The organism is Achromobacter sp. (assembly GCF_036567245.1).
Classification (GTDB): domain Bacteria; phylum Pseudomonadota; class Gammaproteobacteria; order Burkholderiales; family Burkholderiaceae_B; genus Achromobacter.
Genome location: NZ_DATCUY010000271.1, coordinates 1 through 20,379 on the forward strand (window position 1 = coordinate 1; position 20,379 = coordinate 20,379).

Genomic DNA, 20,379 nt, shown 5'->3' on the forward strand with positions numbered 1-20,379 from the left:
AGCAGGCGACGGCGCAGCAAGCTGCCCAGCCGGCGCCGGCTGCCGCCGGGGTCGACCCGGCGCAGCGGCTGCAGCAGCTCAAGGATCTGCTGGACAAAGACCTGATAACGGCCGCGGACTACGATTCGGCCAAGGCCGAAGTGCTGAAGAAACTCACCAGCTAAGGCTCCATGCAGCAGGTTCTGTGTCCGCAGTGCGGCGCCCCAGTCAAGTTCACGTCCGCGGCATCCGTCATGGCGGTCTGCGGCGCTTGCCGCAGCACCTTGCTGAAGGACGCCGAGTCGGTCAAACGCATCGGCGAGGCCGCCGAGGTCCTGGAGGACTACTCGCCCTTGTGCCTGGGCGCGGCCGGCGCCTATGAAGGCAAGCGCTTCGACCTTATCGGCCGCATCCAGCTGCGCTACGAAGACGGCTTCTGGAATGAGTGGTATCTGTGGTTCGAGGATGGCTCCGATGGCTGGCTGTCGGACGCCTCGGGCCAGTACGCAGTAACCCGGCGACGCAAGGTCAAGTCCACGCAGGGCATGCCGGCGTTCGACGACATTTCCCCCGGCGACGAGTTGAAGCTGGACGGCCAGCGCTTCACCGCTGCCGACGTGCGCGCCTGCCAGGCGGGCGGCACGCAAGGCGAACTGCCCTTCGTGCCGGGCGAGGGCTGGCTGGCCAAGGTGGCGGATTACCGCAGCCTGGACGCGTTCCTGACGCTGGATTTTTCCGATGGACCCGAACCCGAGTTGTACATCGGCAAGGCCTTCGACCTGTCCGCCATGCAGGCGGCATCGTTGCGCTCCAACGAGCAGGTCGAGGAGACGGCCGGCCGTTTCCGCGGCCAGATCAAGGCGCTGGACTGCCCGAACTGCGGCGGGCCGATAAGTTTCGTGGCCGCCATGGCCACCCAAGTGGTCTGCCCTTCGTGTTCGGCCGCGGTCGATTGCTCGGGACCCACCGCTGAAGTCATCGAGAAAGCCCGCAAGGTCAAGGCCATCCAGACCACGCTGGCGCTGGGCGCGGTGGCCAAGATCGACGGTGCTTCCTACACGCTCATCGGCCTGATGAAGTGCGCCGATCCGGATCCCGAGGAACCGTCCGACTGGATCGAGTACCTGCTGTTCAATCCCGTGAAGGGATTCATCTGGCTGGTGGAAACCGAAGAGGGCTGGGAGCGCGTGCAGGTGTGCGACACCTGGCCCAGCCTCAACAATGCCAGCAGCGTGCGCTGGCGCTCCAAGCTTTATCAGAAGCTGTACGACTACACCTCGCGCGTGGAACTGGCGCTGGGCGCGTTCAACTGGCGCGTCAAGGTCGGCGACAGCACCAAGATTACCGACTACAAGGCCGGCAACCTCAAGCTGACCCGCGAGTTGAGCGAGTCCGAACTGGGCTGGTCGGCGTCGGGTCCGGTGGCGCCGGCGCAACTGGCCGAATGGTTCGGCAACCCTGAACTCGCCAAGCAGAAGGCCATGCCCTCGAGCGGCAAGGGCAGGGGATACCGCAAATGGGCGTGGACGGCCATGATCGCGATGGGGTTCCTGAATCTGGGCAATATTTTCAGCGGACGCATCATCCCTATCTTGATCGGCCTGGCGTTCCTCTGGATCCCCGCGGCGCTGGCGGACAAACTCTCAGGCAAGGACGAATAGCAAGATGGGCAAGCTCATGTATGCCATCTACGCGGTCGTGGTCGTGCTGGCCACGACGGGGGCAAGTTCGCCCGGCGCCCGCATCAGCAGCGGCGGCGGCAGTACCAGTAGCAGCAGTTGGGGCAGCAGTTCGTCCGGCGGATCTGGCTGGTCCTCGGGCGGATCCCATAAGTGACCCCACATGCCACACCCGGCCGCCACGTACTGGCGGACTTCCGCGGCGTGCCGGCGGATCGCCTGACCGACGCGCAAGCGCTGGAGCGTGACCTGATCGCCGCGGCCCAGGCGGCGGGTGCCCGTGTGCTGAGCGCCCACTTCCATCATTTCGGCGATGGCGCCGGCGTGACCGGCGTGGTCCTGCTGAGCGAATCCCATATCAGCATCCACACCTGGCCCGAACATGCGTTCGCGGCGCTGGATATTTTCATGTGCGGCACGGCCCGGCCCGAACTGGCGCTGGAACACCTGCGGGCGCGGCTGGCGCCCGAGGCCGTGCATGCGACCACGGTGGCGCGCGGCTGAAGCCTGCGCCGGGTCCCGCGGCCGGAATCCACGGCCCTCACTCCTTGATATTGCTCAACGCCACCCCGGGAAGCCAAATTGACGAGCGTTATATACCTATATATATTTCGTTACTGACTTAGCGATTCCCCTGGGAGAAGAACATGTTCCGCAAACGTCCGATCGTGGCGCTGTCCTTGGCGCTGGCCGCCGCATGGAGCGCAAATGCCAATGCCGGCGACCTGGTGGTGTCGGCCGCCGCCAGCCTGACCAACGCCTTCAAGGAAGTCGCGCAAGGCTACGAAAAAGAGCATGCCGGCACCAAGGTCATCCTGAACTTCGGCGCTTCCGACGTACTGCTGCAGCAGATCGTCAAGGGCGCGCCGGCCGATGTGTTCGCCTCGGCCGACCAGAAGGCCATGGACAAGGCAGTTGAGGAAAAGGCCGTCAAGGCGGCGTCCCGGGTGGACTTCGCCGCCAACCAGGTGGTGCTGATCGTCCCCGCCGACAGCAAGGCCAACATCACCGCGCTCAAGGACCTGACCCGCGACGACGTCAAACGCATCGCCTACGGCAACCCGGCATCAGTGCCGGTGGGCCGCTACACGCAGGGCGCACTGGAAGCCGCCGGCCTGTGGAAGGAAGTGCAGGCCAAGAGCGTGCTGGCCCAGAACGTGCGCCAGAGCCTGGACTACGTGGCGCGCGGCGAGGTCGACGCGGGCTTCGTGTTCGCGACCGACGCGGCCATCATGGCGGACAAGGTCAAGGTCGCGGTACGCGTGCCGTCGCAGACGCCGGTGACCTATCCCATCGCCGTCACCACCCGCGAAGCCGCCGCCAAGGAAGCCGAAAGTTTCGTCGCCTATGTGCTGTCTCCCGCGGGTCAGGCGATACTGTCGCGCTACGGCTTCCAGAAGCCCTGATACCTGTTGAATCGTAGGCATTGATGAGTGATCCGGTTTGGGTGCCCCTGCTGCTTTCCCTGAAAGTGGCAGGTTGGGCCACGCTGTTGGCAACCGTGGCCGGCACGGCCGCGGCCTATGGCCTGTCGCGCTGGCGCTGGCCGGGGCGCGACCTTCTGGACGCGCTGCTCACCTTGCCGCTGGTGCTGCCGCCCACGGTGCTCGGCTACTACCTGCTGGTGCTGCTGGGGCGCCGCGGCATCATCGGCGAGACGCTGGCGGGCTGGGGCATCGAACTGGTCTTTACCTGGCAGGGCGCGGTGATCGCGGCTTCCGTGGTGGCGTTTCCATTGGTGTTCAAATCGGCCCGCGCCGCCTTCGAGAACGTCGACAGTCAGCTGGAAAGCGCGGCGCGCGTGCTGGGCGTGTGCGAGGCGGGCGTGTTCTTTCGCGTCACCCTGCCTTTGGCCGCGCGCGGCATCGCCGCCGGTGTGCTGCTGGCATTCGCGCGGGCGCTGGGCGAATTCGGCGCCACGTTGATGATTGCCGGCAACCTGCCGGGACGCACGCAGACCCTGTCGGTCGCCATCTACGAGGCGGTGCAGGCGGGCGACGACGCCACCGCCAACATGCTGGTGCTGGTCACCTCGGTGACCTGCGTGGTGGTCTTGCTGCTGGCCGGCAAGCTGGTGCCCGTCAGCGGCCGGCGCAACGGGAGCGCGCTATGAGCGTCAGCATCCAGGTGCGCAAGCAGATGGTGTCCGGCGACCGGCGCTTTGCGCTGGACGTGGCGTTCGATTCCTCGGCCAAGCGCATCGCGCTGTTCGGTCCGTCGGGGGCGGGCAAGAGCCTGACCCTGCGCGCGGTGGCTGGCTTGCTGCGGCCCGATTCGGGCCGCATCGAGATCAACGGCCGCGTGCTGTTCGATTCCAATGCCGGCGTCAGCCTGCCCGCGCAGTCGCGCCGCGTCGCCTACCTGTTCCAGGACTACGCCCTGTTTCCCCATCTGACGGTAGCGCAGAACATCGCTTTCGGGCTGCGGCGCGGTTGGCGCAATCCGCCCAGGCGCGAGGTCGGGCCCGAGGCGCAGCGCTGGGTGGACGCGTTCGAGCTGGGCTCCATCGTAGGCAGCTACCCCAGCGAAATCTCGGGCGGACAGAAGCAGCGGGTGGCCTTGGCGCGAGCGCTGATGCTGCGGCCGGACATCCTGCTGCTCGACGAACCCTTTTCAGCGCTGGACTCGCAGCTGCGCGGCAAGATGCGCTCGGAACTCAACGCCTTGCAGCGTCAGCTGGACGTGCCCATGCTCTTGATCACGCACGACCCGGCCGACGTGGACGCGCTGGCTGACGAAGTGTTCGAAGTGCGCGAGGGCCGGGTGCGGCGCCACGACGAGGACGTGGGCGTCTGAGAGATCAGTCCAGCACGCCAAGTATCACGCTGGAAGCCTTGAAGATCGCCACCGCGTCGGCGCCCACCCCCAGGGCCAGGTCCTGCGCGCTTTCATTGGTGACGATGGCCGCCAATGTCACGCCGCCGTCCAGTCCGATCAGGATCTCGCTGTTGACGGCGCCCGGGCGCAGGGCGGTGATCTTGCCCGGCAGTTGATTGCGCGCCGACAGGCGCAGGCCGGGTCCGGGCGCGCCCACGATGACCGATGACGCCTTGACCAGCGCGATCGCCTCCTTGCCCATCGCCAATCCCAATTCCTGCGTGCTTTCGCGGGTGATGGTGGCCGTGATGGTCAGGCCGCCCGCGATGCGCAGCACGATTTCGTCGTTGACGGCGCCGCCGCGGATCTGGATGACGGTGCCTAGCAGTTTGTTGCGTGCGCTGGTCTTGAGCATAAAACGCCTCATTAGGTCGATGTCGCCGCTGGCGTTCATGCCAGCGCGGGTCAGGTTTTCCATGAACTTGCGGTGTTCGGCTTCCAGGGCGCGGAAGGTGCCTATCAGGCCGCGCGCGCGGTCCGTCAGGCGCGTGCCGCCGCCGCCCTTGCCGCCGGCGGCCCGGACCACCAAAGGCTCGCCCGCCAGGTTGTTCATGGCGTCGATGGCGTCCCAGGCCCCCTTGTAGCTCATGCCCACGGCGCGCGCGGCGGCCGTGATCGAACCGGTGGCGTCTATTTGCGCCAGCAGGTCTATGCGGTTTTTTCCGCCCCAGGTCTGGGCGCCGGAGCGAAACCAAATCGAGCCGTCGAGTTCCAACATCTGTGTCGTGCCGTGATCAGGGTATGGGACGGTTCAAAGTGTAATGGACGGCGGCGGTTGGCGCCTGATGGCGGGAAGGATGAGAATGAGATGCTGTTGAAATTTTGTGGGCTTCGCGGCACTATGTTCAGGCATCGGGCTCTCGGAGAAAACGACATGAAAGCGTTCAAATTGCTGGCTGCGGGTTCCATGACGGCTCTGTTGGCGGCTTGCGCCTCGGGGCCCACCGTCAAGAGCGACTACGACCACCAGGCAGATTTCGCCCAGTACCGAACGTTCGGATACATGGCGCCGCTGGGCACGGACAAGGCGGGCTACAGCACCTTGCTGACCGAACGTCTAAAGAACGCCACGCGCGGCCAGATGGAAATGCGCGGCTATACCTATAGCGCCTCCAATCCCGACTTGCTGGTCAATTTCAGCGCCAAGCTGCAGCAGAAGGTGCAGGTCACCCCTGCCGCACCGCCCATGGGACCGTACTACGGCTATCGCACTGGCTTCTACGGCGGCTGGCCCGGTTACGGCTGGGGCGACGACGTCTACCAATATACTGAGGGCACCTTGAATATCGACCTCGTCGACGCACGCCGCAGGCAATTGGTGTGGGAAGGCGTGGCGGTGGGCGAGGTCCAGCCCGATGCGAGCGCCTCGGCCGAGAACACGGACAAGGCGGTTGCACAGATATTCTCCAAGTATCCGTTCCGCGCGGGCGTGGCCGCGCCGCAATTGCCAGACAAAAGCAAGTAGGGCGACCCGCCAGCCCTGCCTAGAGGAAGCCGCATGAGTACTCGCCGCAAGGCCCCGACCCAAGACACCGGCGATACGCCGCCCTATGAAGTCGTCGCCCTGGTGCTGCAGGGCGGAGGAGCGCTGGGGGCCTACCAGGCCGGGGTGTACCAGGGGCTGCATGAAGCGGGTATCCGGCCCAACTGGATTTCCGGCATCTCCATCGGGTCGATCAACGCGGCCATCGTCGCGGGTTCCCGCGAGGATGAGCGCGTCGAGCGCCTGCGCGGTTTCTGGGAAGCCATCTGCCGGCCGGCGGGTTTTGCCTCCGTGCCCTGGGGCGAAATGCTTGGCCCCATGTTCGAAGGCTTGCCGTTCGGCTTCGGCTCGCCTGTCATGAACGGGCATGTGTCGGCCTTCCAGGCCCTGTTCTCGGGTCAACCGGGTTTTTTCAAACCGCGTTTTCCGCCGCCTTATCTGGTGCACGGCAGGGGGGCGGCATCCACCAGCTTCTACGACACCACGCCGCTGGCCGCGACCTTGCGGGAGTTCGTCGATTTCGACCTGCTCAACAGCGGGGCCGTGCGCGCCAGTTTCGGCGTGGTCAACGTGCGGACCGGCAACTTCGCCTATTTCGACAGCCTGAAGGACACCCTGAGACCCGAGCACATCATGGCCTCGGGCGCCTTGCCGCCGGGCTTTCCCTCCGTCGAAATCGACGGCGAACACTATTGGGATGGCGGCGTCGTGTCCAACACGCCGCTGGCCCAGGTGCTGACCACGGACAACATGCGGGACACGCTGGCGTTCCAGGTCGACCTGTGGCCAGCGCGCGGCGGTTTGCCGACCAATCTGGAGGAAGTGGCCGAGCGCCAAAAGGACATCCAGTACTCCAGCCGGACCCGCCTGGTCACGGACCAGATGCGGCGCGTGCTCAAGCTGCGGCACGGCTTGCAGCGTCTGCTGGCGAAGCTGCCGGAAGCCGAGCGCAACGCGGCCGAGTTCGACGACATCCGCAAGCTGTCCCATACGCCGGCTACCAACATCATCAACCTCATCTACGAGTCCAAGCACCGGGAACGCTACTCCAAGGACTACGAGTTCGGTACCGAGGCGATGCGCGAGCACTGGGAGTCGGGTCTTGCCGACATCCGCGCCACGTTGGCCAAGCCTGGCATTCTGGCCCGGCCCACTCAGGACAGCTGTTTCGTTGCCCATGACATCCATCGCAACGGCAAGCACACTTGAATTGGCGGGGCGGGGGCTCGGCAAGGTTTCTTGAGAGGCCCCAGGGCAGGTTTTCGATCGGATTGGTCTTATAGAGGCCTTGCAAATCCAACAACGGCGGGTTCCGGCGGTAGTCTTTCGGGGCAATTTGCAACCTTGTTCCGGGAGCCGGCCGCCATCCCGCGCGGCGCGGGCCGTCCTGGTGGAGATCCTCGTGAATGCCCCCGCTCGCCTTGCCCAGGTTGCGCCCGCCCGCGCGGCCGACACTCTCTACACCATGGACGGCTGGTGGACCCTGGTCTACCAGGGCTGGACCCTGCTCACGCCCCAGGGCATCCGCATCGGCTTGACTGGCCTGGAACGCACCTGCCTGCTTTGCCTGGCGGGCAATCCAGCCCGGGAATTGCGGCGCGATGAGTTCATGGCCGTTCGCAAGCGCACCACCATGCGCACGCTGAATGTGGCGATCTGCCGTCTGCGCGGCAAAGTCCTGCTGGCTGGCGCCCGCCTGCCGCTGCATACCGTGCATGGCATGGGCTATGTGTTCCTGGGCAAGCTGCGGGAGCTTTCCGAGACCTGATTTGTTGTATGAAATCCCCCCGCGCGTGGTGTTTGAAGCACTAAAAATCAGTGATTTCCCCAATAACTGAGTTACATTACTGGGCTGATTACGTGCCTTGATGACGCATGCTTGTTATTTGATCGTGGCCAGAGCCGCGATTAAATACTGCGATTACATGACGCGATTACGGTTAATTACGCTACGCGGGGGTTTCAATGCGGTTTTCGCCTAAACGTGTTTCAGGGCTGGTTTTTTCCGGTGGGCTCCTCGCACTGATATTGGCTGGTTGCGGTGAAAAGCCGCACATGAATCCAGGCATGCCCCAGGTCAGCGTCATTACGATCCAGCCGCAGCGCGCGCCCATCGTGTCCGACCTGCCTGGCCGCGTCGACGCCGTCCGGGATGCGCAGATCCGTTCCCGGGTCACCGGCATCGTCCAGAAGATCGCCTTCGAGCAAGGCGGGGACGTCAAGGAAAACCAGCTGCTCTTCAAGATCGATCCTGCGCCCTACAAGGCCGCTTACGATCAGGCGACGGCGCAGCTCAAGCAGGCGCAGGCCAATCTGTTCAGCGCCAAGCTGCTGGCCGACCGCTACGCGCCGCTGGTCAAGGCCAACGCCGTCAGCAAGCAGGAATACGACAACGCCGTGGCCTCGTACCGCCAGGCGGACGCCTCGGTCGCCGCCGCCAAGGCCGCGCAGGACAACGCTGCGATCAATCTCGGCTACACCGACGTCACCTCGCCCATCACCGGCCGCATCGGCAAGCCGCTGGTCACCGAAGGCGCGCTGGTCGAGGCCACTTCCGCCACGCAGATGGCCACGGTGCAGCAGCTGGATCCGATCTACGTGGACTTCACCCAGTCCACCGCGGAACTCGCATCCCTGCGCCGCGCTTTCGCCAGCGGCCAGCTGCAGCAGGTCGGCAAGGACACGGCGCGCGCCACCATCGTGCTGGAAGACGGCTCCGAGTACGGCCAGCCGGGCAAGCTGCTGTTCACCGGCATCACCGTGGATCCAACCACGGGCCAGGTCAACCTGCGCGCCGAAGTCCCCAACCCCGACGGCATCCTGCTGCCCGGCATGTACGTGCGCGTGCGCCTGGAGCAGGGCGTGGACGACAAGGCCCTGATGGTGCCGCAGCAGGCGCTGCAGCGTACCGCGGACGGCTTGCAAAGCCTGTTGCTGGTCAAGGACAACAAGATCGAGCAGATTCCCGTCACCACTGGCGGCGCTCTCAAGAGCAACTGGATCGTCACCAGCGGCCTGAAGGCTGGCGACGTGGTCGTGGTGGAAGGATTCCAGAAGGTCCGCCCGGGCGCGCCGGTGCAGGCCAGCGAATGGAAGAACGGCACGCCCGCGCCGGGCGGCCAGGCTCCCGCGCAACAGGGCGCCAAGCCCGCGGAATCCGCCCCGCAGCCAGGCGCCAAGCCGGCCGAGCCTGCGCAGCAGGACAAGGCCGCAGGCCAGAAATCTTAAGCGGCACGCGGCGCAAGCGCCGCGTTCCTCTTTGGTGAGCATCGCTTTCAGAGTCAGCCCACATGCCGCAATTTTTTATTGATAGACCGATTTTCGCTTGGGTAGTCGCCCTGTTCATCCTGCTGGCCGGGGTGTTGGCGATCCCGAATATGCCTATTTCGCAGTATCCGGACGTGGCACCGCCCGCGATCACGATTACGGCTACCTACCCCGGCGCTTCGGCCAACGAAGTGGCCGAGCAGGTCACCAGTATCATCGAAGACCAGCTCAACGGCGCCAAGGGCCTGATCTACTACGAGTCGGTCAGCGATTCCTACGGCACCTCGACCATCACCGCGACCTTCGCTCCGGGAACCAACCCAGATCTTGCGCAGGTGGACGTGCAGAACCGCGTGTCCAACGTGGTCGCGCAGTTGCCGACTGCCGTGCAGCAGCAGGGCTTGCAATACGAGCAGACCAGTACCGGCTTCCTGATGGTGGCGGCGGTGTCGTCCACCGACGGTTCGCTGGACCAGACCGCGCTGGCCGACTACATCACCCGCAACATCAAGAACCCGGTGTCGCGCGTGCCCGGCGTGGGCCAGTTCCAGCTGTTCGCGGCGCCGCGCGCCATGCGCGTGTGGGTCGATCCCGCCAAGCTGGTCGGTTTCAACCTGAGCATGTCGCAGGTCAACCAGGCCATCGCCCAGCAGAACGTGGTGATTTCCGGCGGCAGCATCGGCGCGCCGCCCAACCCGGAATCGCAGCGCATCACCGCCACGGTCACGGCCAACGGCCAGTTGAGCACCGTGGAGGGCTTCGGCAAGATCGTCCTGCGCGCCAATACCGACGGCTCCCAGGTGCTGCTGCGCGACGTCGCCCGCATCGAAGTCGGCGCGGACAACTACCAGTTCGGCGCCCGCCTGAACGGCAAGCCGACGGCGGCCTTCGCCATCGTGCTGTCGCCCAACGCCAACGCGCTGGCTACCGCGCAGGGCGTGCGCCAGCAGATGGAGGAACTGTCCAAGTACTTCCCCGGCAACATTACCTACTCCATTCCGTACGACACGGCGCCTTACGTGAAGGTGTCGATCGAGCAGGTGGTCCACACCCTGGCGGAAGCCATGGTGCTGGTGTTCCTGGTGATGTACCTGTTCCTGCAGAACGTCCGCTATACCCTGATCCCGGCCCTGGTGGTGCCGGTGGCCATGCTCGGGGCTTTCGCGGTGATGCTGGCGCTCGGGTTCTCCATCAACGTGCTGACCATGTTCGCCATGGTGCTGGCCATCGGGATTCTGGTGGACGACGCCATCGTGGTGGTGGAAAACGTCGAGCGGATCATGTCCACAGAGGGCTTACCACCCAAGGAAGCCACCAAGAAGGCCATGCCGCAGATCAGCGGCGCCATCATCGGCATTACGCTGGTGCTGGTGACGGTGTTCCTGCCGCTGGCCTTCATGAGCGGTTCGGTGGGCGTGATCTATCGCCAGTTCTCGATCGCGATGGCCGTGTCCATTTTCTTCTCGGCGTTGCTGGCGCTGACCTTCACCCCGGCGCTGTGCGCCACCATCCTCAAGCCGGTGCCCAAGGGCCACCACGAGGACAAGAAGGGCTTCTTCGGCTGGTTCAACCGCAAGTTCGACGCCACCACCCACAACTACCAGAACTGGGTGTCGCGCATCCTGCACAAGGGCGGCCGCATGATGCTGGCGTTCCTGGTGCTGGTTTTGCTGCTGGGCTGGCTGTACCTGCGCCTGCCTTCGTCCTTCCTGCCCGAGGAAGACCAGGGCTACGTGGTCAGCAACATCGAACTGCCCACCGGCGCCACCGCCAACCGGACGGTCGAGGTCATCGAGCAGGTCGAGAAATACTTCTCGGACGTGCCCGCGGTCGAGAACGTCATTGCCGTGCAGGGCTACAGCTTTAACGGCAACGGCCTGAACGCCGCTATCGCCTTCGTGACGCTGAAGGACTTCAGCGAACGCAAGGAGCGCAAGGACTCCGCTGGCGCGATCGCCTTCCGGGCCTTCGAGAAGCAGCTGATGGGCATCCATGACGCGCAGGTGTTCACCCTGGTGCCGCCCGCCATCTCGTCCCTGGGCAACGCCACCGGCTTCGACTTCCGCCTGCAGGATCGCGGCGCGGCGGGTTCGGCCGCGCTGGCTGCGGCCACCGGCGAACTCATGGGCCTGGTCATGAAGAGCCCCGTGCTGTCGCAGGTGCGCATCACAGGTCTTGGACCGGGCGCGCAGCTCGGCCTGACCATCGACCGCGACAAGGCGGCCGCGCTGGGCGTGGATTTCAACGAGGCCGCCTCGCTGATTTCGACCGCCGTCGGTTCCGCCTACCTGAGCAAGTTCCCCAACCTGGGCCGGATGCAGAACATCTGGGTGCAGGCCGACGCGCCGTACCGCATGCAGCTCAATGACGTGCTGCAGCTGAATGCGCGCAACAGCCAGGGCGGCATGGTGCCGCTGTCCACCTTTGTCAAGGCCGAATGGAAGCAGGGCCCGGTGCAGGTGGTGCGCTACAACAGCTACGAGTCCATGCGCATCAGCGGCGACGCCGCGCCGGGCTACACCACTGGCGAGGCGATGGCCGAGATGGAACGCCTGGTGGGCCAGTTGCCGCAGGGCTTCGGCTACGAGTGGAACGGCCTTTCCTATCAGGAGCGCCAGGCCGGCAACCAGGCCCCGATCTTGATGGGCCTGTCGCTGCTGGTGGTGTTCCTGGTGCTGGCCGCCCTGTATGAAAGCTGGGCCATCCCGATTTCGGTGATGCTGGTGGTGCCGCTGGGCATGCTGGGCGCGGTGGCGCTGATCAGTGCGCTGGGCATGTCCAACGACGTGTACTTCCAGGTGGGCATGGTGACCGTGATCGGCTTGGCGGCTAAGAACGCCATTCTTATCGTGGAGTTCGCCAAGGACCAGTACGCGCGCGGCATGGGCCTGTACGAGTCGGCGGTGGAAGCCGCCAGGCTGCGGTTCCGTCCCATCCTGATGACCTCGCTGGCCTTCATCCTGGGCGTGGTGCCCCTGGCCATGGCGACCGGCGCCGGCGCTGCCAGCCAGCGCGCAGTGGGTCTGGGCGTGCTGGGCGGCATGTTGGCCGCCACGCCGTTCGCGGTGATTTTCGTGCCGACCTTCTTCGTGGTGGTGCTGGGCCTGTTCAAGACCCGGCCGCGCCTGCTGGGCGCCGAACTGCGCGCCTTCGAAGAAGAGCAGGCGGCCAAGAAGGCTGCAGCCGGACAGGCTGCGCCGGACGCCGCCGCGCAACATCCCGCACAACCCAACGGTGGCCAGGAGGGCAAGGAATGAAAGCCCTGAAGTTCAAACAGACCGCCTTGTCCGCTTTCGTGGCGGTGGCGTTGGCCGGCTGCTCGCTGGCGCCTGATTACAAGCGCCCCGACGCGCCGGTGGTGGGCACGTGGCCCGACCAGCCCAAGGTGCAGTACGGCGGTTACGCCAAGCCCACTTCGCTGGGTACCCAGCCGTCCACCGCGGTCATGCCGCAGGAAGGCACGCCCGCCGCCAATCTGGGCTGGCGCGAGTTCTTCCGTGATCCGCGTTTGCAAAGCCTGATCGAGCTGTCGCTGGCCAACAACCGCGACCTGCGCGTGGCGATTGAGCGCGTGGAAGAGGCCCGCGCCCAGTACGGTATCCAGCGCGGCGCGCAATGGCCCAGTATCGGCGCCGGCATCCAGGGCCAGCGCCAGCATCTGCCGCAGAACATGCGGGCCGCCGGCTCGGGTTCCATCAGCAGCTCGTACCAGGCCGGCATCGGCCTGACCACCTTCGAGATCGACCTGTTCGGCCGCTTGCGCAGCCTTTCCGAGGCGGCGTACCAGCAGTACCTGTCGACCGAACAGGCGCAGAAAAGCGCGCAGATCACGCTGGTCGGGTCGGTCGCGCAGTCGTATTTCAACCTGCGCGCCGCCGAGGTTCAGCTGGAGTTGACGCAGCGTACCCTGGCGTCGCGCCAGGAATCCTATAACCTGGTCAAGCGTCGTTTCGACGGCGGCGTGGCCTCCGAGCTGGATCTGAACCAGGCCAAGACGCTGCTGGATACGGCTTCGTCCGATCTGGCGCAACTGGCCCGCGCCCAGGCCCAGGCCATGAACGCGCTGGTGCTGCTGGTTGGCGCGCCGTTGCCGCCGGACCTGCCGGCGCCCGCCGTGTTCGGCCGCGATCAGTTGCTGGCCACGGTGCCTGCCGGCCTGCCGTCCGACCTGCTGGAACGCCGTCCGGACATCATGGCCGCGGAGAACCAGCTGAAGTCCGCCAACGCCAATATCGGCGCGGCGCGGGCGGCGTTCTTCCCGACCATCTCGCTGACCGGCTTGTTGGGCGTGGCCAGTCCGTCGTTGGGCGACCTGTTCAAGGGCGGCCAGGGTTATTGGAGCTTTTCGCCTTCGATCACCACGCCCTTGTTCGCCGGCGGCAGCATCCGCGAAGGGCTGAACCTGGCCAAGGCGCGCGACAATATCGCCGTGGCGCAGTACGAACAGTCCATCCAGCAGGCGTTCCGCGAAGTGTCGGACGCGCTGGCGGGCGAAGCCACCTACGGGGCGCAGCTGGATGCCCAGCGCGCCTTGCAGGACGCGTCCGGACGCACGCTGGAACTGTCGAATCTGCGCTATACCAATGGTATCGACAGCTACCTGCAGGTGCAGACCGCGCAGGTGGACTTTTTCAATGCCCAGCTCGCCCTGGTCCAGACTGGCCTGGCCGCGCTGATCAACCGCGTGGAACTGTACAAGGCCCTGGGCGGTGGCTGGGAAGAAACAACGAAAGTGCAATGATAGAACTTGGTGTAAACATCGATCACGTTGCCACGCTGCGGCAACAACGCCACACGACCTACCCGGATCCGGTGCTCGCCGCGCTGCGCGCGGAGGATGCCGGCGCCGATCTGATCACGCTGCATCTGCGTGAAGACCGGCGCCATATCCAGGACAGGGACGTCTATGCCATGCGTCCGCAACTGCGCACGCGCATGAACCTGGAATGCGCGGTGACGGCGGAAATGCTGGAGATCGCTTGCGCGGTCAAGCCCAGCGACGTCTGCCTGGTGCCCGAAAAGCGCACCGAACTCACGACCGAAGGTGGCCTGGAAGTCGCCGGCGCCATGGGCCCCGTGTCGGATGCGGTAGGCCTGCTGGCCGAGGCCGGCATCCGCGTGTCGCTCTTCATTGATCCGGACCCCGTGCAGATCGCGGCTGCGGCCAAGGCCGGCGCGCCGGTGATCGAATTGCACACGGGGGCCTACGCCGAAGCCGAAGGGGAGGCTGCCGAGGCCGAACTGCAACGGTTGCGCCTGGCCGTGGCCGAAGGGCTGCGCCATGGCTTGCGCGTGAATGCCGGCCACGGCCTGCATTACGGCAACGTCAAGCCGGTGGCTGCGCTGGACGGCATTGCCGAGCTCAACATCGGCCACGCCATCGTGGCGCAAGCGGTGTTCGACGGCTGGGAAAAGGCGGTGCGCGACATGAAGGCGCTGATGGTGCAGGCCCGCCTGCAAGCGCTGCGCGGGCTGTGATCACGGATCCGATGCCTCTTGTTTGCCGCCGGACGCGCGGGCATGGCCATGTCTGACGCATCCCGTCCCGCCGCGCCCGCGGGCGCCATTGCCGGTATCGGCATGGACCTGCTGCGCATCGACCGCATCGAGCGCGCGCTGGCGCGCCACGGCGACCGTTTCGCGGAAAAGATCCTGGGCGTCGAGGAACTGCAGAAGTTCCACGCACGCCGTGCCCGCGACCCGGTGCGCGGCCTGCGTTTCCTGGCGACGCGCTTCGCGGCCAAGGAAGCGTTTTCCAAGGCCATCGGCCTGGGCATGCGCATGCCCATGACGTGGCGGCGGGTGCAGACGCTGAATGCGCCCGGCGGGCGTCCCGTGCTGGTGATCGCGCCAGAACTGCTGCAATGGTATGAGCAGCGTTTCGGCGCGGCGCATGTGTCCATTACCGACGAATCCGACATGGCCGCCGCTTACGTGGTGGTTGAACGCAAGCCCTGATCCGCGGACCCCGTTTGTCCGCCGCCGGCTTGCCAGACTCAGACAGAAGGAAGCCTGACATGGCCAAAAAGAAATCCAAGGCGGTCCTGCCGCCCGGCCCCGTGATGGTCGATGTGGCGGGACACACGTTGACGAAGGCGGAAAAGAAGCGCCTGCGCCATCCGCTGGTGGGCGGGGTAATTCTGTTCGCCCGCAATTTCGAAAGCCGCAAGCAGCTGACCGAGCTGACGCGCCAGATCCACAAGGCCCGCAAGGAGCCCCTGCTGATCCTGGTGGACCACGAAGGCGGCCGCGTGCAGCGCTTCCGCGAAGACGGCTTTACGCCGCTGCCCGCCATGCGCGATCTCGGCGTGCTGTGGAACCGCGATCCGCTGCAAGCCATGCGTCTGGCCACCGAAGCCGGCTACGTGCTGGCCGCCGAGCTGCGCGCCTGCGGCGTGGACATGAGCTTCACCCCCGTGCTGGACCTGGACTACGGCGTCAGCAAGGTGATCGGCACCCGCGCCTTCCACCAGGACCCGCGCGTGGTCACGATGCTGTCGCGCGCGCTGATCCAGGGCCTGCAACTGGCGGGCATGTCGGCTTGCGGCAAGCACTTCCCAGGCCATGGCTACGTGGAAGCGGATTCGCACCATGAGATCCCGGTGGACCCGCGTCCCTTGGACAAGATCCTGAAGGACGACGCTGCCCCGTATGCCTGGCTGGGCGACGCGGTGCTGCCGTCGGTGATGCCCGCGCACGTGATCTACCCCAAGGTCGACAAACACCCGGCCGGCTTCTCCAAGCGCTGGGTCCAGGACATCCTGCGCACCCGCCTGGGCTACGATGGAGTGGTGTTCTCGGACGACCTGACCATGGAAGGCGCCTCGGTGGCGGGCGATATCCTCGACCGCGCCAGCGCCGCCTTGGGCGCCGGCTGCGACATGGTGCTGGTATGCAACCGGCCGGACCTGGCCGACGAACTGCTCGAGCGCCTGAAGTTCGAGCACGCGCCCGAATCCGTGGCCCGCATCCGCCGCCTGATGCCGCGCTTCGCCGCGCCGGACTGGGATACCTTGCAGGCTGAAAGCCGTTATCAGAATGCCCGACGACTTCAATCTCAAATCGTTCCTGGCTGACCTGCCGCATCTGCCGGGCGTGTACCGGCATCTGGATGCAGCGGGCGAAGTCATGTATGTCGGCAAGGCGCGCGACCTGAAGAAGCGCGTCTCGTCGTATTTCCAGAAGAACCTGGCCAGCCCCCGCATCGCCCAGATGGTGGCGAAGGTGGCGCGGCTGGAGGTGACGGTGACGCGCTCCGAAGCGGAAGCGCTGATCCTTGAAAACAACCTCATCAAGACCCTGAAGCCGCGCTACAACATCCTGTTCCGCGACGACAAGTCTTATCCCTATCTGCTGATCACCGGCCATGATTGGCCGCGCATCGCTTATTACCGCGGCGCCACCAACAAGCGCGGCCAGTATTTCGGACCGTTTCCCAATGCCTGGGCGGTGCGCGAGACCATACAGATCCTGCAGAAGGTTTTCCGCCTGCGCACCTGTGAGGACTCGGTCTTCGCCAACCGTTCGCGGCCCTGTCTGCTGCATCAGATCGGGCGCTGCTCGGCGCCCTGCGTGGGCGCGATCGAGGCGGCCGATTACGAACGCGACGTGCAGCGCGCCGTGCGCTTCCTGAATGGGGAAGCCAAGGACGTGATGGGCGAGATCGAAAACCGGATGCAGCAGGCCGCCAGCGAACTGCGTTTCGAGGAGGCCGCGGCGCTGCGCGACCAGATGGGCTCGCTGGCGCGCGTGCTGCACCAGCAGACCATGGAGAACGTCAGCGGCGAGGACACCGACATCATTGCGGTGGCGATCGCCGGCGGCAAGGTCTGCGTCAACCTGGCGATGGTGCGGGGCGGCCGCCATCTGGGCGACAAGCCGTTCTTCCCCTCGCATGCCGAAGGCGAGGCCGCGCCCCAGGTGCTGGAAGCCTTCGTCGCCCAGCACTACACCGACAATGCCATGCCGCCGGTGCTGGTCTGTTCGCACGCCTTGCCGGATCCCGACCTGATCGGCCTGCTGGTGGAACAGGCTGGCGGACGGCCGTCGCGCGTGCTGACCCGTCCGCAGGGCGCGCGCCGCGCCTGGCTGGAGCAGGCGACCAAGAATGCCGAAATGGCCTTGGCCCGCGCCTTGACCGAGTCCGGCGCCCGTGCCGCCCGCACCCTGGCGCTGGCCGAGGCGCTGGATCTGGACACGGACGAAACCGCGCTGGATGCGCTGCGCATCGAATGCTTCGACATCAGCCACACGGCCGGCGAGGCAACCCAGGCGTCCTGCGTGGTGTTCGAACACCACGACATGCAGCCCTCGCTGTACCGCCGCTACAACATCGGCGGCATTACGCCGGGCGACGATTACGCCGCGATGCGCCAGGTGCTGAGCCGCCGTTTCGCCAAGGTGGCGGACGGCGAGGCGCCCATGCCCGGCCTGGTGCTGATCGACGGCGGCAAGGGCCAGGTGGAAGTCGCGCGCCAGGTGTTCGTGGAACTGGGCCTGGACGTCCAGACGCTGGTGGGCGTGGCCAAGGGGGAAGGGCGCAAGGTCGGCCTGGAAACCCTGGTGTTCGCCGACTCCCGGCCGCCGGTGGCGCTGGGCGGCGAATCCGCCGCGCTGATGCTGATCGCCCAAGTGCGCGACGAGGCGCACCGCTTCGCCATCACCGGCATGCGCGCCCGCCGCGCCAAGGCCCGCAACGTGTCGCGCCTGGAAGAGATCGAAGGCATAGGCGCCCGCCGCCGCCAGCGCCTGCTGGCCCGCTTCGGCGGCTTCTCCGGCGTGGCCTCCGCCAGCATCGAAGACCTGGCATCGGTCGACGGCATCTCCCAAGACCTGGCAATCCGCATTTATGAAGCCTTGCGGTAACGCAGCCGTGCGTAAATGCCGGCAAAATGCCGCTAACCCCAACCACCCGAGATGCCTCAAAGGCGTCGGACGCAGATGCAGCAAGCGGCGTAGCGCTAAGCCGGGCCGCGCGGATCCGGCTCCGCCGGTCCGCTGCCGGCGCCCCCCCGGGGGGGAAGCGCCTCCGGCGCTTCGGGGGGGGGACCCCATCTTGCTGTTAGCATACGGACACTATGCCAATTAATGTACCCATTATCCTGACATGGCTGCGCATCGCCATGATTCCGCTGGTGGTCGGGCTGTTCTACCTGCCCGAAAGCTGGATGTCGGTCCCTGTTCGCGACACCTTCGCCGCCTGGGCTTTCATTATTGCGGCTCTGACCGATTGGTTCGACGGCTGGCTGGCCCGCCGCTGGAACCAGACCTCGGCGTTCGGCGCCTTCCTGGATCCGGTCGCCGACAAGCTGATGGTCTGCGCCGCCCTGATCGTCCTGCTGGACCTCAGCCGCGTCGACGCCTTTATTTCCCTGATCATTATCGGCCGTGAAATCACGATTTCCGCCCTGCGCGAATGGATGGCCAAGATCGGCGCCAGCGCCAGCGTGGCGGTGCACCGGCTGGGCAAGTTCAAGACAGCCGCGCAGATGGTGGCGATTCCGTGCCTGCTGTACAACCAGCCGATCTACGGTGTCAGCGCGCGCCTGCTGGGCGATGTGCTGATCATCGTGGCGGCGGTGCTGACGGTGTGGTCGATGCTGTATTACCTGCAGCGCGCCTGGCCCGCCATCCGCGAAAAGGCCCTGTAGGTCCAGTCCGTCCATATTGGTTTGCACAACGGCGGCCCGGCTCGCGCAAGGCGGCCGCCGTTACATACAAAGAGTGATCGGCCGGCGCGTCCGGCACGGCGCCTCAAAGTCCAACGCCCGGAGCACCGGACGTTGCCGGAGACAACCCGCGCATCGCCCCTGGCGCCGCGCCACCTGCCGCTGACCGCGGCCGCCTGCAATGAATACCGCTGCGAATACCCTGGCCCTGGACGCCGCCGCCCGCCGGCGCGACTGGAAGCTCATCATGCTGATCGGCGTGGCCCACGCTTCCTCCCACTTTTTTCAGCTGGTCCTGCCATCGCTTTATGTCTCGCTGGGCAACGAGTTTGGCCTGGATTTCGCCCGCCTCGGGCTGCTGGTGTCCACGTTCTACGTGGTGTCTGGCATCGGCCAGGCGTCCTCGGGCTTCGTGGTCGACCGGATCGGCGCGCGGCCGGTGCTGTGGTTCGGGCTGGCGTGTTTCGTGCTGTCCGGAGTGCTGATCGGATCGGCCAACGGCTATGCCATGCTGGTCGCGGCAGCGGTCGTGGGCGGCATAGGCAATTCCGTTTTCCATCCCGCCGACTATTCCATCATCAACCATCGGGTTTCCGCGCCGCGGCTGGGGCATGCGTTCTCCGCGCACGGCCTGACGGGCAACCTGGGCTGGGCGCTGACCCCTGTTTTCATGACCAGCATTACCTTGCTGGCGGACTGGCGCGTGGCGGCCTATAGCGCGGCCGGGCTGGTAGCGCTGGTCCTGCTGTTGACGATTCTGGGCCGTGACCTGCTCGGCGGCCCGTCGCCGCTGGAAGGCCATGCCGACGCGGAAAGCGGCAAGGCTGCCGCCAAGCCTGCGGCGAAACCTCAGGAAAGCGTGCTGACCACGCTGAGCACCTTGTTGTCCAAGCCGGCGCTGTGGGGCGCATTCCTGTTCTTCGCCTGCACCTCCATTGCGCTGTCTTCGGTGCAGAACTACACCATTCCCTTGCTGGGCCAGCTGTACGACTTGTCCAAGGTCGCTGCCAGCTCGGCGCTGTCCGGGTACATGGTGGCTTCGGCCGTCGGCATGGCCGCGGGCGGCTTCCTGGTGTCGGCCAACCCGCGTACCGAGCGCACCGTGATGGTGGCGCTGATCCTGGCGGGCTTGACCCTGGTGGTGCTGGCGCTCGGCCTGGTGCCGGCCGTCTTGGCGGCGCCGGTGGTGGCCCTGGCGGGATTCTGCTCCGGCGTGGCGGCGCCGTCGCGCGACATGCTGATCCGCCGCGTCACGCCCAAGGGATCCACCGGATCAGTCTACGGGCTGGTGTATTCCGGCATGGACGTGGGTTCGGCCCTGGGGCCGCTGGCGTTCGGCCTGCTGCTGGACGCCGGACTGCGGCAGGGCCCCTGGGTGGGCGCCGGCGTGGCATTCACCGCGGCGGCCCTCCTGGCGCAGTGGATC

At 66.0% G+C, this 20,379-nt stretch carries 19 protein-coding genes; 17 read left to right on the plus strand and 2 right to left on the minus strand.

Translation table 11 applies throughout. The annotated features are described in order from the left end of the window. Window positions 1–170 precede the first annotated feature (170 nt). Entirely contained in the window at window positions 171–1,640 is a 1,470-nt protein-coding gene (locus VIR09_RS11855) for a DUF4178 domain-containing protein (protein WP_332013052.1), read from the plus strand. 27 nt (window positions 1,641–1,667) lie between these two features. Here the strand turns inward: VIR09_RS11855 and VIR09_RS11860 are convergent, their stop codons facing one another. After that, complete coding sequence (locus tag VIR09_RS11860; RefSeq protein WP_332013053.1) at window positions 1,668–1,823, minus strand: hypothetical protein; 156 nt, start codon at window positions 1,821–1,823, stop codon at window positions 1,668–1,670. Here VIR09_RS11860 and speD point away from each other — a divergent pair. The 4 genes from speD (at window position 1,812) to VIR09_RS11880 (ending at window position 4,454) form a co-directional block, all read left to right on the plus strand. Then, on the plus strand, window positions 1,812–2,162 hold the full coding sequence (gene speD, locus VIR09_RS11865) for an adenosylmethionine decarboxylase (RefSeq protein ID WP_332013054.1): 351 nt from the start codon (window positions 1,812–1,814) through the stop codon (window positions 2,160–2,162). The two genes, VIR09_RS11860 and speD, sit on opposite strands and share 12 nt — an antisense overlap. Window positions 2,163–2,305: 143 nt before the next feature. After that, the gene (gene modA, locus VIR09_RS11870) at window positions 2,306–3,064 is read left to right on the plus strand and encodes a molybdate ABC transporter substrate-binding protein (protein ID WP_332013055.1); all 759 of its coding nucleotides are present in this window, start codon (window positions 2,306–2,308) and stop codon (window positions 3,062–3,064) included. A gap of 23 nt (window positions 3,065–3,087) precedes the next feature. Further along, window positions 3,088–3,771 carry a molybdate ABC transporter permease subunit gene (gene modB / locus VIR09_RS11875; protein ID WP_332013056.1) on the plus strand — a complete coding sequence of 228 codons (684 nt, stop codon included), beginning with the start codon at window positions 3,088–3,090 and terminating at the stop codon, window positions 3,769–3,771. After that, the gene (locus VIR09_RS11880; RefSeq protein WP_332013057.1) at window positions 3,768–4,454 is read left to right on the plus strand and encodes an ATP-binding cassette domain-containing protein; all 687 of its coding nucleotides are present in this window, start codon (window positions 3,768–3,770) and stop codon (window positions 4,452–4,454) included. Before modB ends, VIR09_RS11880 begins: the two co-directional genes overlap by 4 nt. A gap of 4 nt (window positions 4,455–4,458) precedes the next feature. Here the strand turns inward: VIR09_RS11880 and VIR09_RS11885 are convergent, their stop codons facing one another. Continuing rightward, window positions 4,459–5,253, minus strand: coding sequence for a TOBE domain-containing protein (locus tag VIR09_RS11885; RefSeq protein WP_332013058.1), 795 nt, complete (start codon window positions 5,251–5,253; stop codon window positions 4,459–4,461). Window positions 5,254–5,409: 156 nt separating this feature from the next. Between VIR09_RS11885 and VIR09_RS11890 the strand changes: the two genes are divergently transcribed. The 12 genes from VIR09_RS11890 to VIR09_RS11945 form a co-directional block, all read left to right on the plus strand. Further along, the gene (locus tag VIR09_RS11890; RefSeq protein WP_332013059.1) at window positions 5,410–6,000 is read left to right on the plus strand and encodes a DUF4136 domain-containing protein; all 591 of its coding nucleotides are present in this window, start codon (window positions 5,410–5,412) and stop codon (window positions 5,998–6,000) included. Window positions 6,001–6,033: 33 nt separating this feature from the next. Further along, window positions 6,034–7,227 (plus strand): patatin-like phospholipase family protein, encoded by a 1,194-nt coding sequence (locus VIR09_RS11895; RefSeq protein ID WP_332013060.1) that lies wholly within the window; start codon window positions 6,034–6,036, stop codon window positions 7,225–7,227. A gap of 193 nt (window positions 7,228–7,420) precedes the next feature. Next, the gene (locus tag VIR09_RS11900; protein WP_332013061.1) at window positions 7,421–7,786 is read left to right on the plus strand and encodes a helix-turn-helix domain-containing protein; all 366 of its coding nucleotides are present in this window, start codon (window positions 7,421–7,423) and stop codon (window positions 7,784–7,786) included. A 197-nt stretch (window positions 7,787–7,983) separates the two neighbouring features. Beyond that, on the plus strand, window positions 7,984–9,246 hold the full coding sequence (locus VIR09_RS11905) for an efflux RND transporter periplasmic adaptor subunit (protein WP_332013062.1): 1,263 nt from the start codon (window positions 7,984–7,986) through the stop codon (window positions 9,244–9,246). 62 nt (window positions 9,247–9,308) lie between these two features. Further along, entirely contained in the window at window positions 9,309–12,542 is a 3,234-nt protein-coding gene (locus VIR09_RS11910; RefSeq protein WP_332013063.1) for a multidrug efflux RND transporter permease subunit, read from the plus strand. Continuing rightward, on the plus strand, window positions 12,539–14,026 hold the full coding sequence (locus VIR09_RS11915; RefSeq protein WP_332013064.1) for an efflux transporter outer membrane subunit: 1,488 nt from the start codon (window positions 12,539–12,541) through the stop codon (window positions 14,024–14,026). Before VIR09_RS11910 ends, VIR09_RS11915 begins: the two co-directional genes overlap by 4 nt. Further along, window positions 14,023–14,763, plus strand: coding sequence for a pyridoxine 5'-phosphate synthase (pdxJ, locus tag VIR09_RS11920; RefSeq protein WP_332013065.1), 741 nt, complete (start codon window positions 14,023–14,025; stop codon window positions 14,761–14,763). The genes VIR09_RS11915 and pdxJ overlap by 4 nt, the downstream gene beginning before the upstream one ends. 48 nt (window positions 14,764–14,811) lie before the next feature. After that, the gene (gene acpS / locus VIR09_RS11925) at window positions 14,812–15,243 is read left to right on the plus strand and encodes a holo-ACP synthase (RefSeq protein WP_054452884.1); all 432 of its coding nucleotides are present in this window, start codon (window positions 14,812–14,814) and stop codon (window positions 15,241–15,243) included. A 59-nt stretch (window positions 15,244–15,302) separates the two neighbouring features. Further along, entirely contained in the window at window positions 15,303–16,361 is a 1,059-nt protein-coding gene (nagZ, locus tag VIR09_RS11930; protein ID WP_332013066.1) for a beta-N-acetylhexosaminidase, read from the plus strand. Next, window positions 16,324–18,150, plus strand: coding sequence for an excinuclease ABC subunit UvrC (gene uvrC, locus VIR09_RS11935; protein ID WP_332013067.1), 1,827 nt, complete (start codon window positions 16,324–16,326; stop codon window positions 18,148–18,150). The genes nagZ and uvrC overlap by 38 nt, the downstream gene beginning before the upstream one ends. 212 nt (window positions 18,151–18,362) lie before the next feature. After that, complete coding sequence (gene pgsA / locus VIR09_RS11940) at window positions 18,363–18,935, plus strand: CDP-diacylglycerol--glycerol-3-phosphate 3-phosphatidyltransferase (protein WP_013395003.1); 573 nt, start codon at window positions 18,363–18,365, stop codon at window positions 18,933–18,935. A 199-nt stretch (window positions 18,936–19,134) separates the two neighbouring features. Continuing rightward, window positions 19,135–20,379, plus strand: a 1,245-nt coding sequence (locus VIR09_RS11945) for an MFS transporter (RefSeq protein WP_332013068.1), incomplete at its 3' end; no start/stop codon positions are given.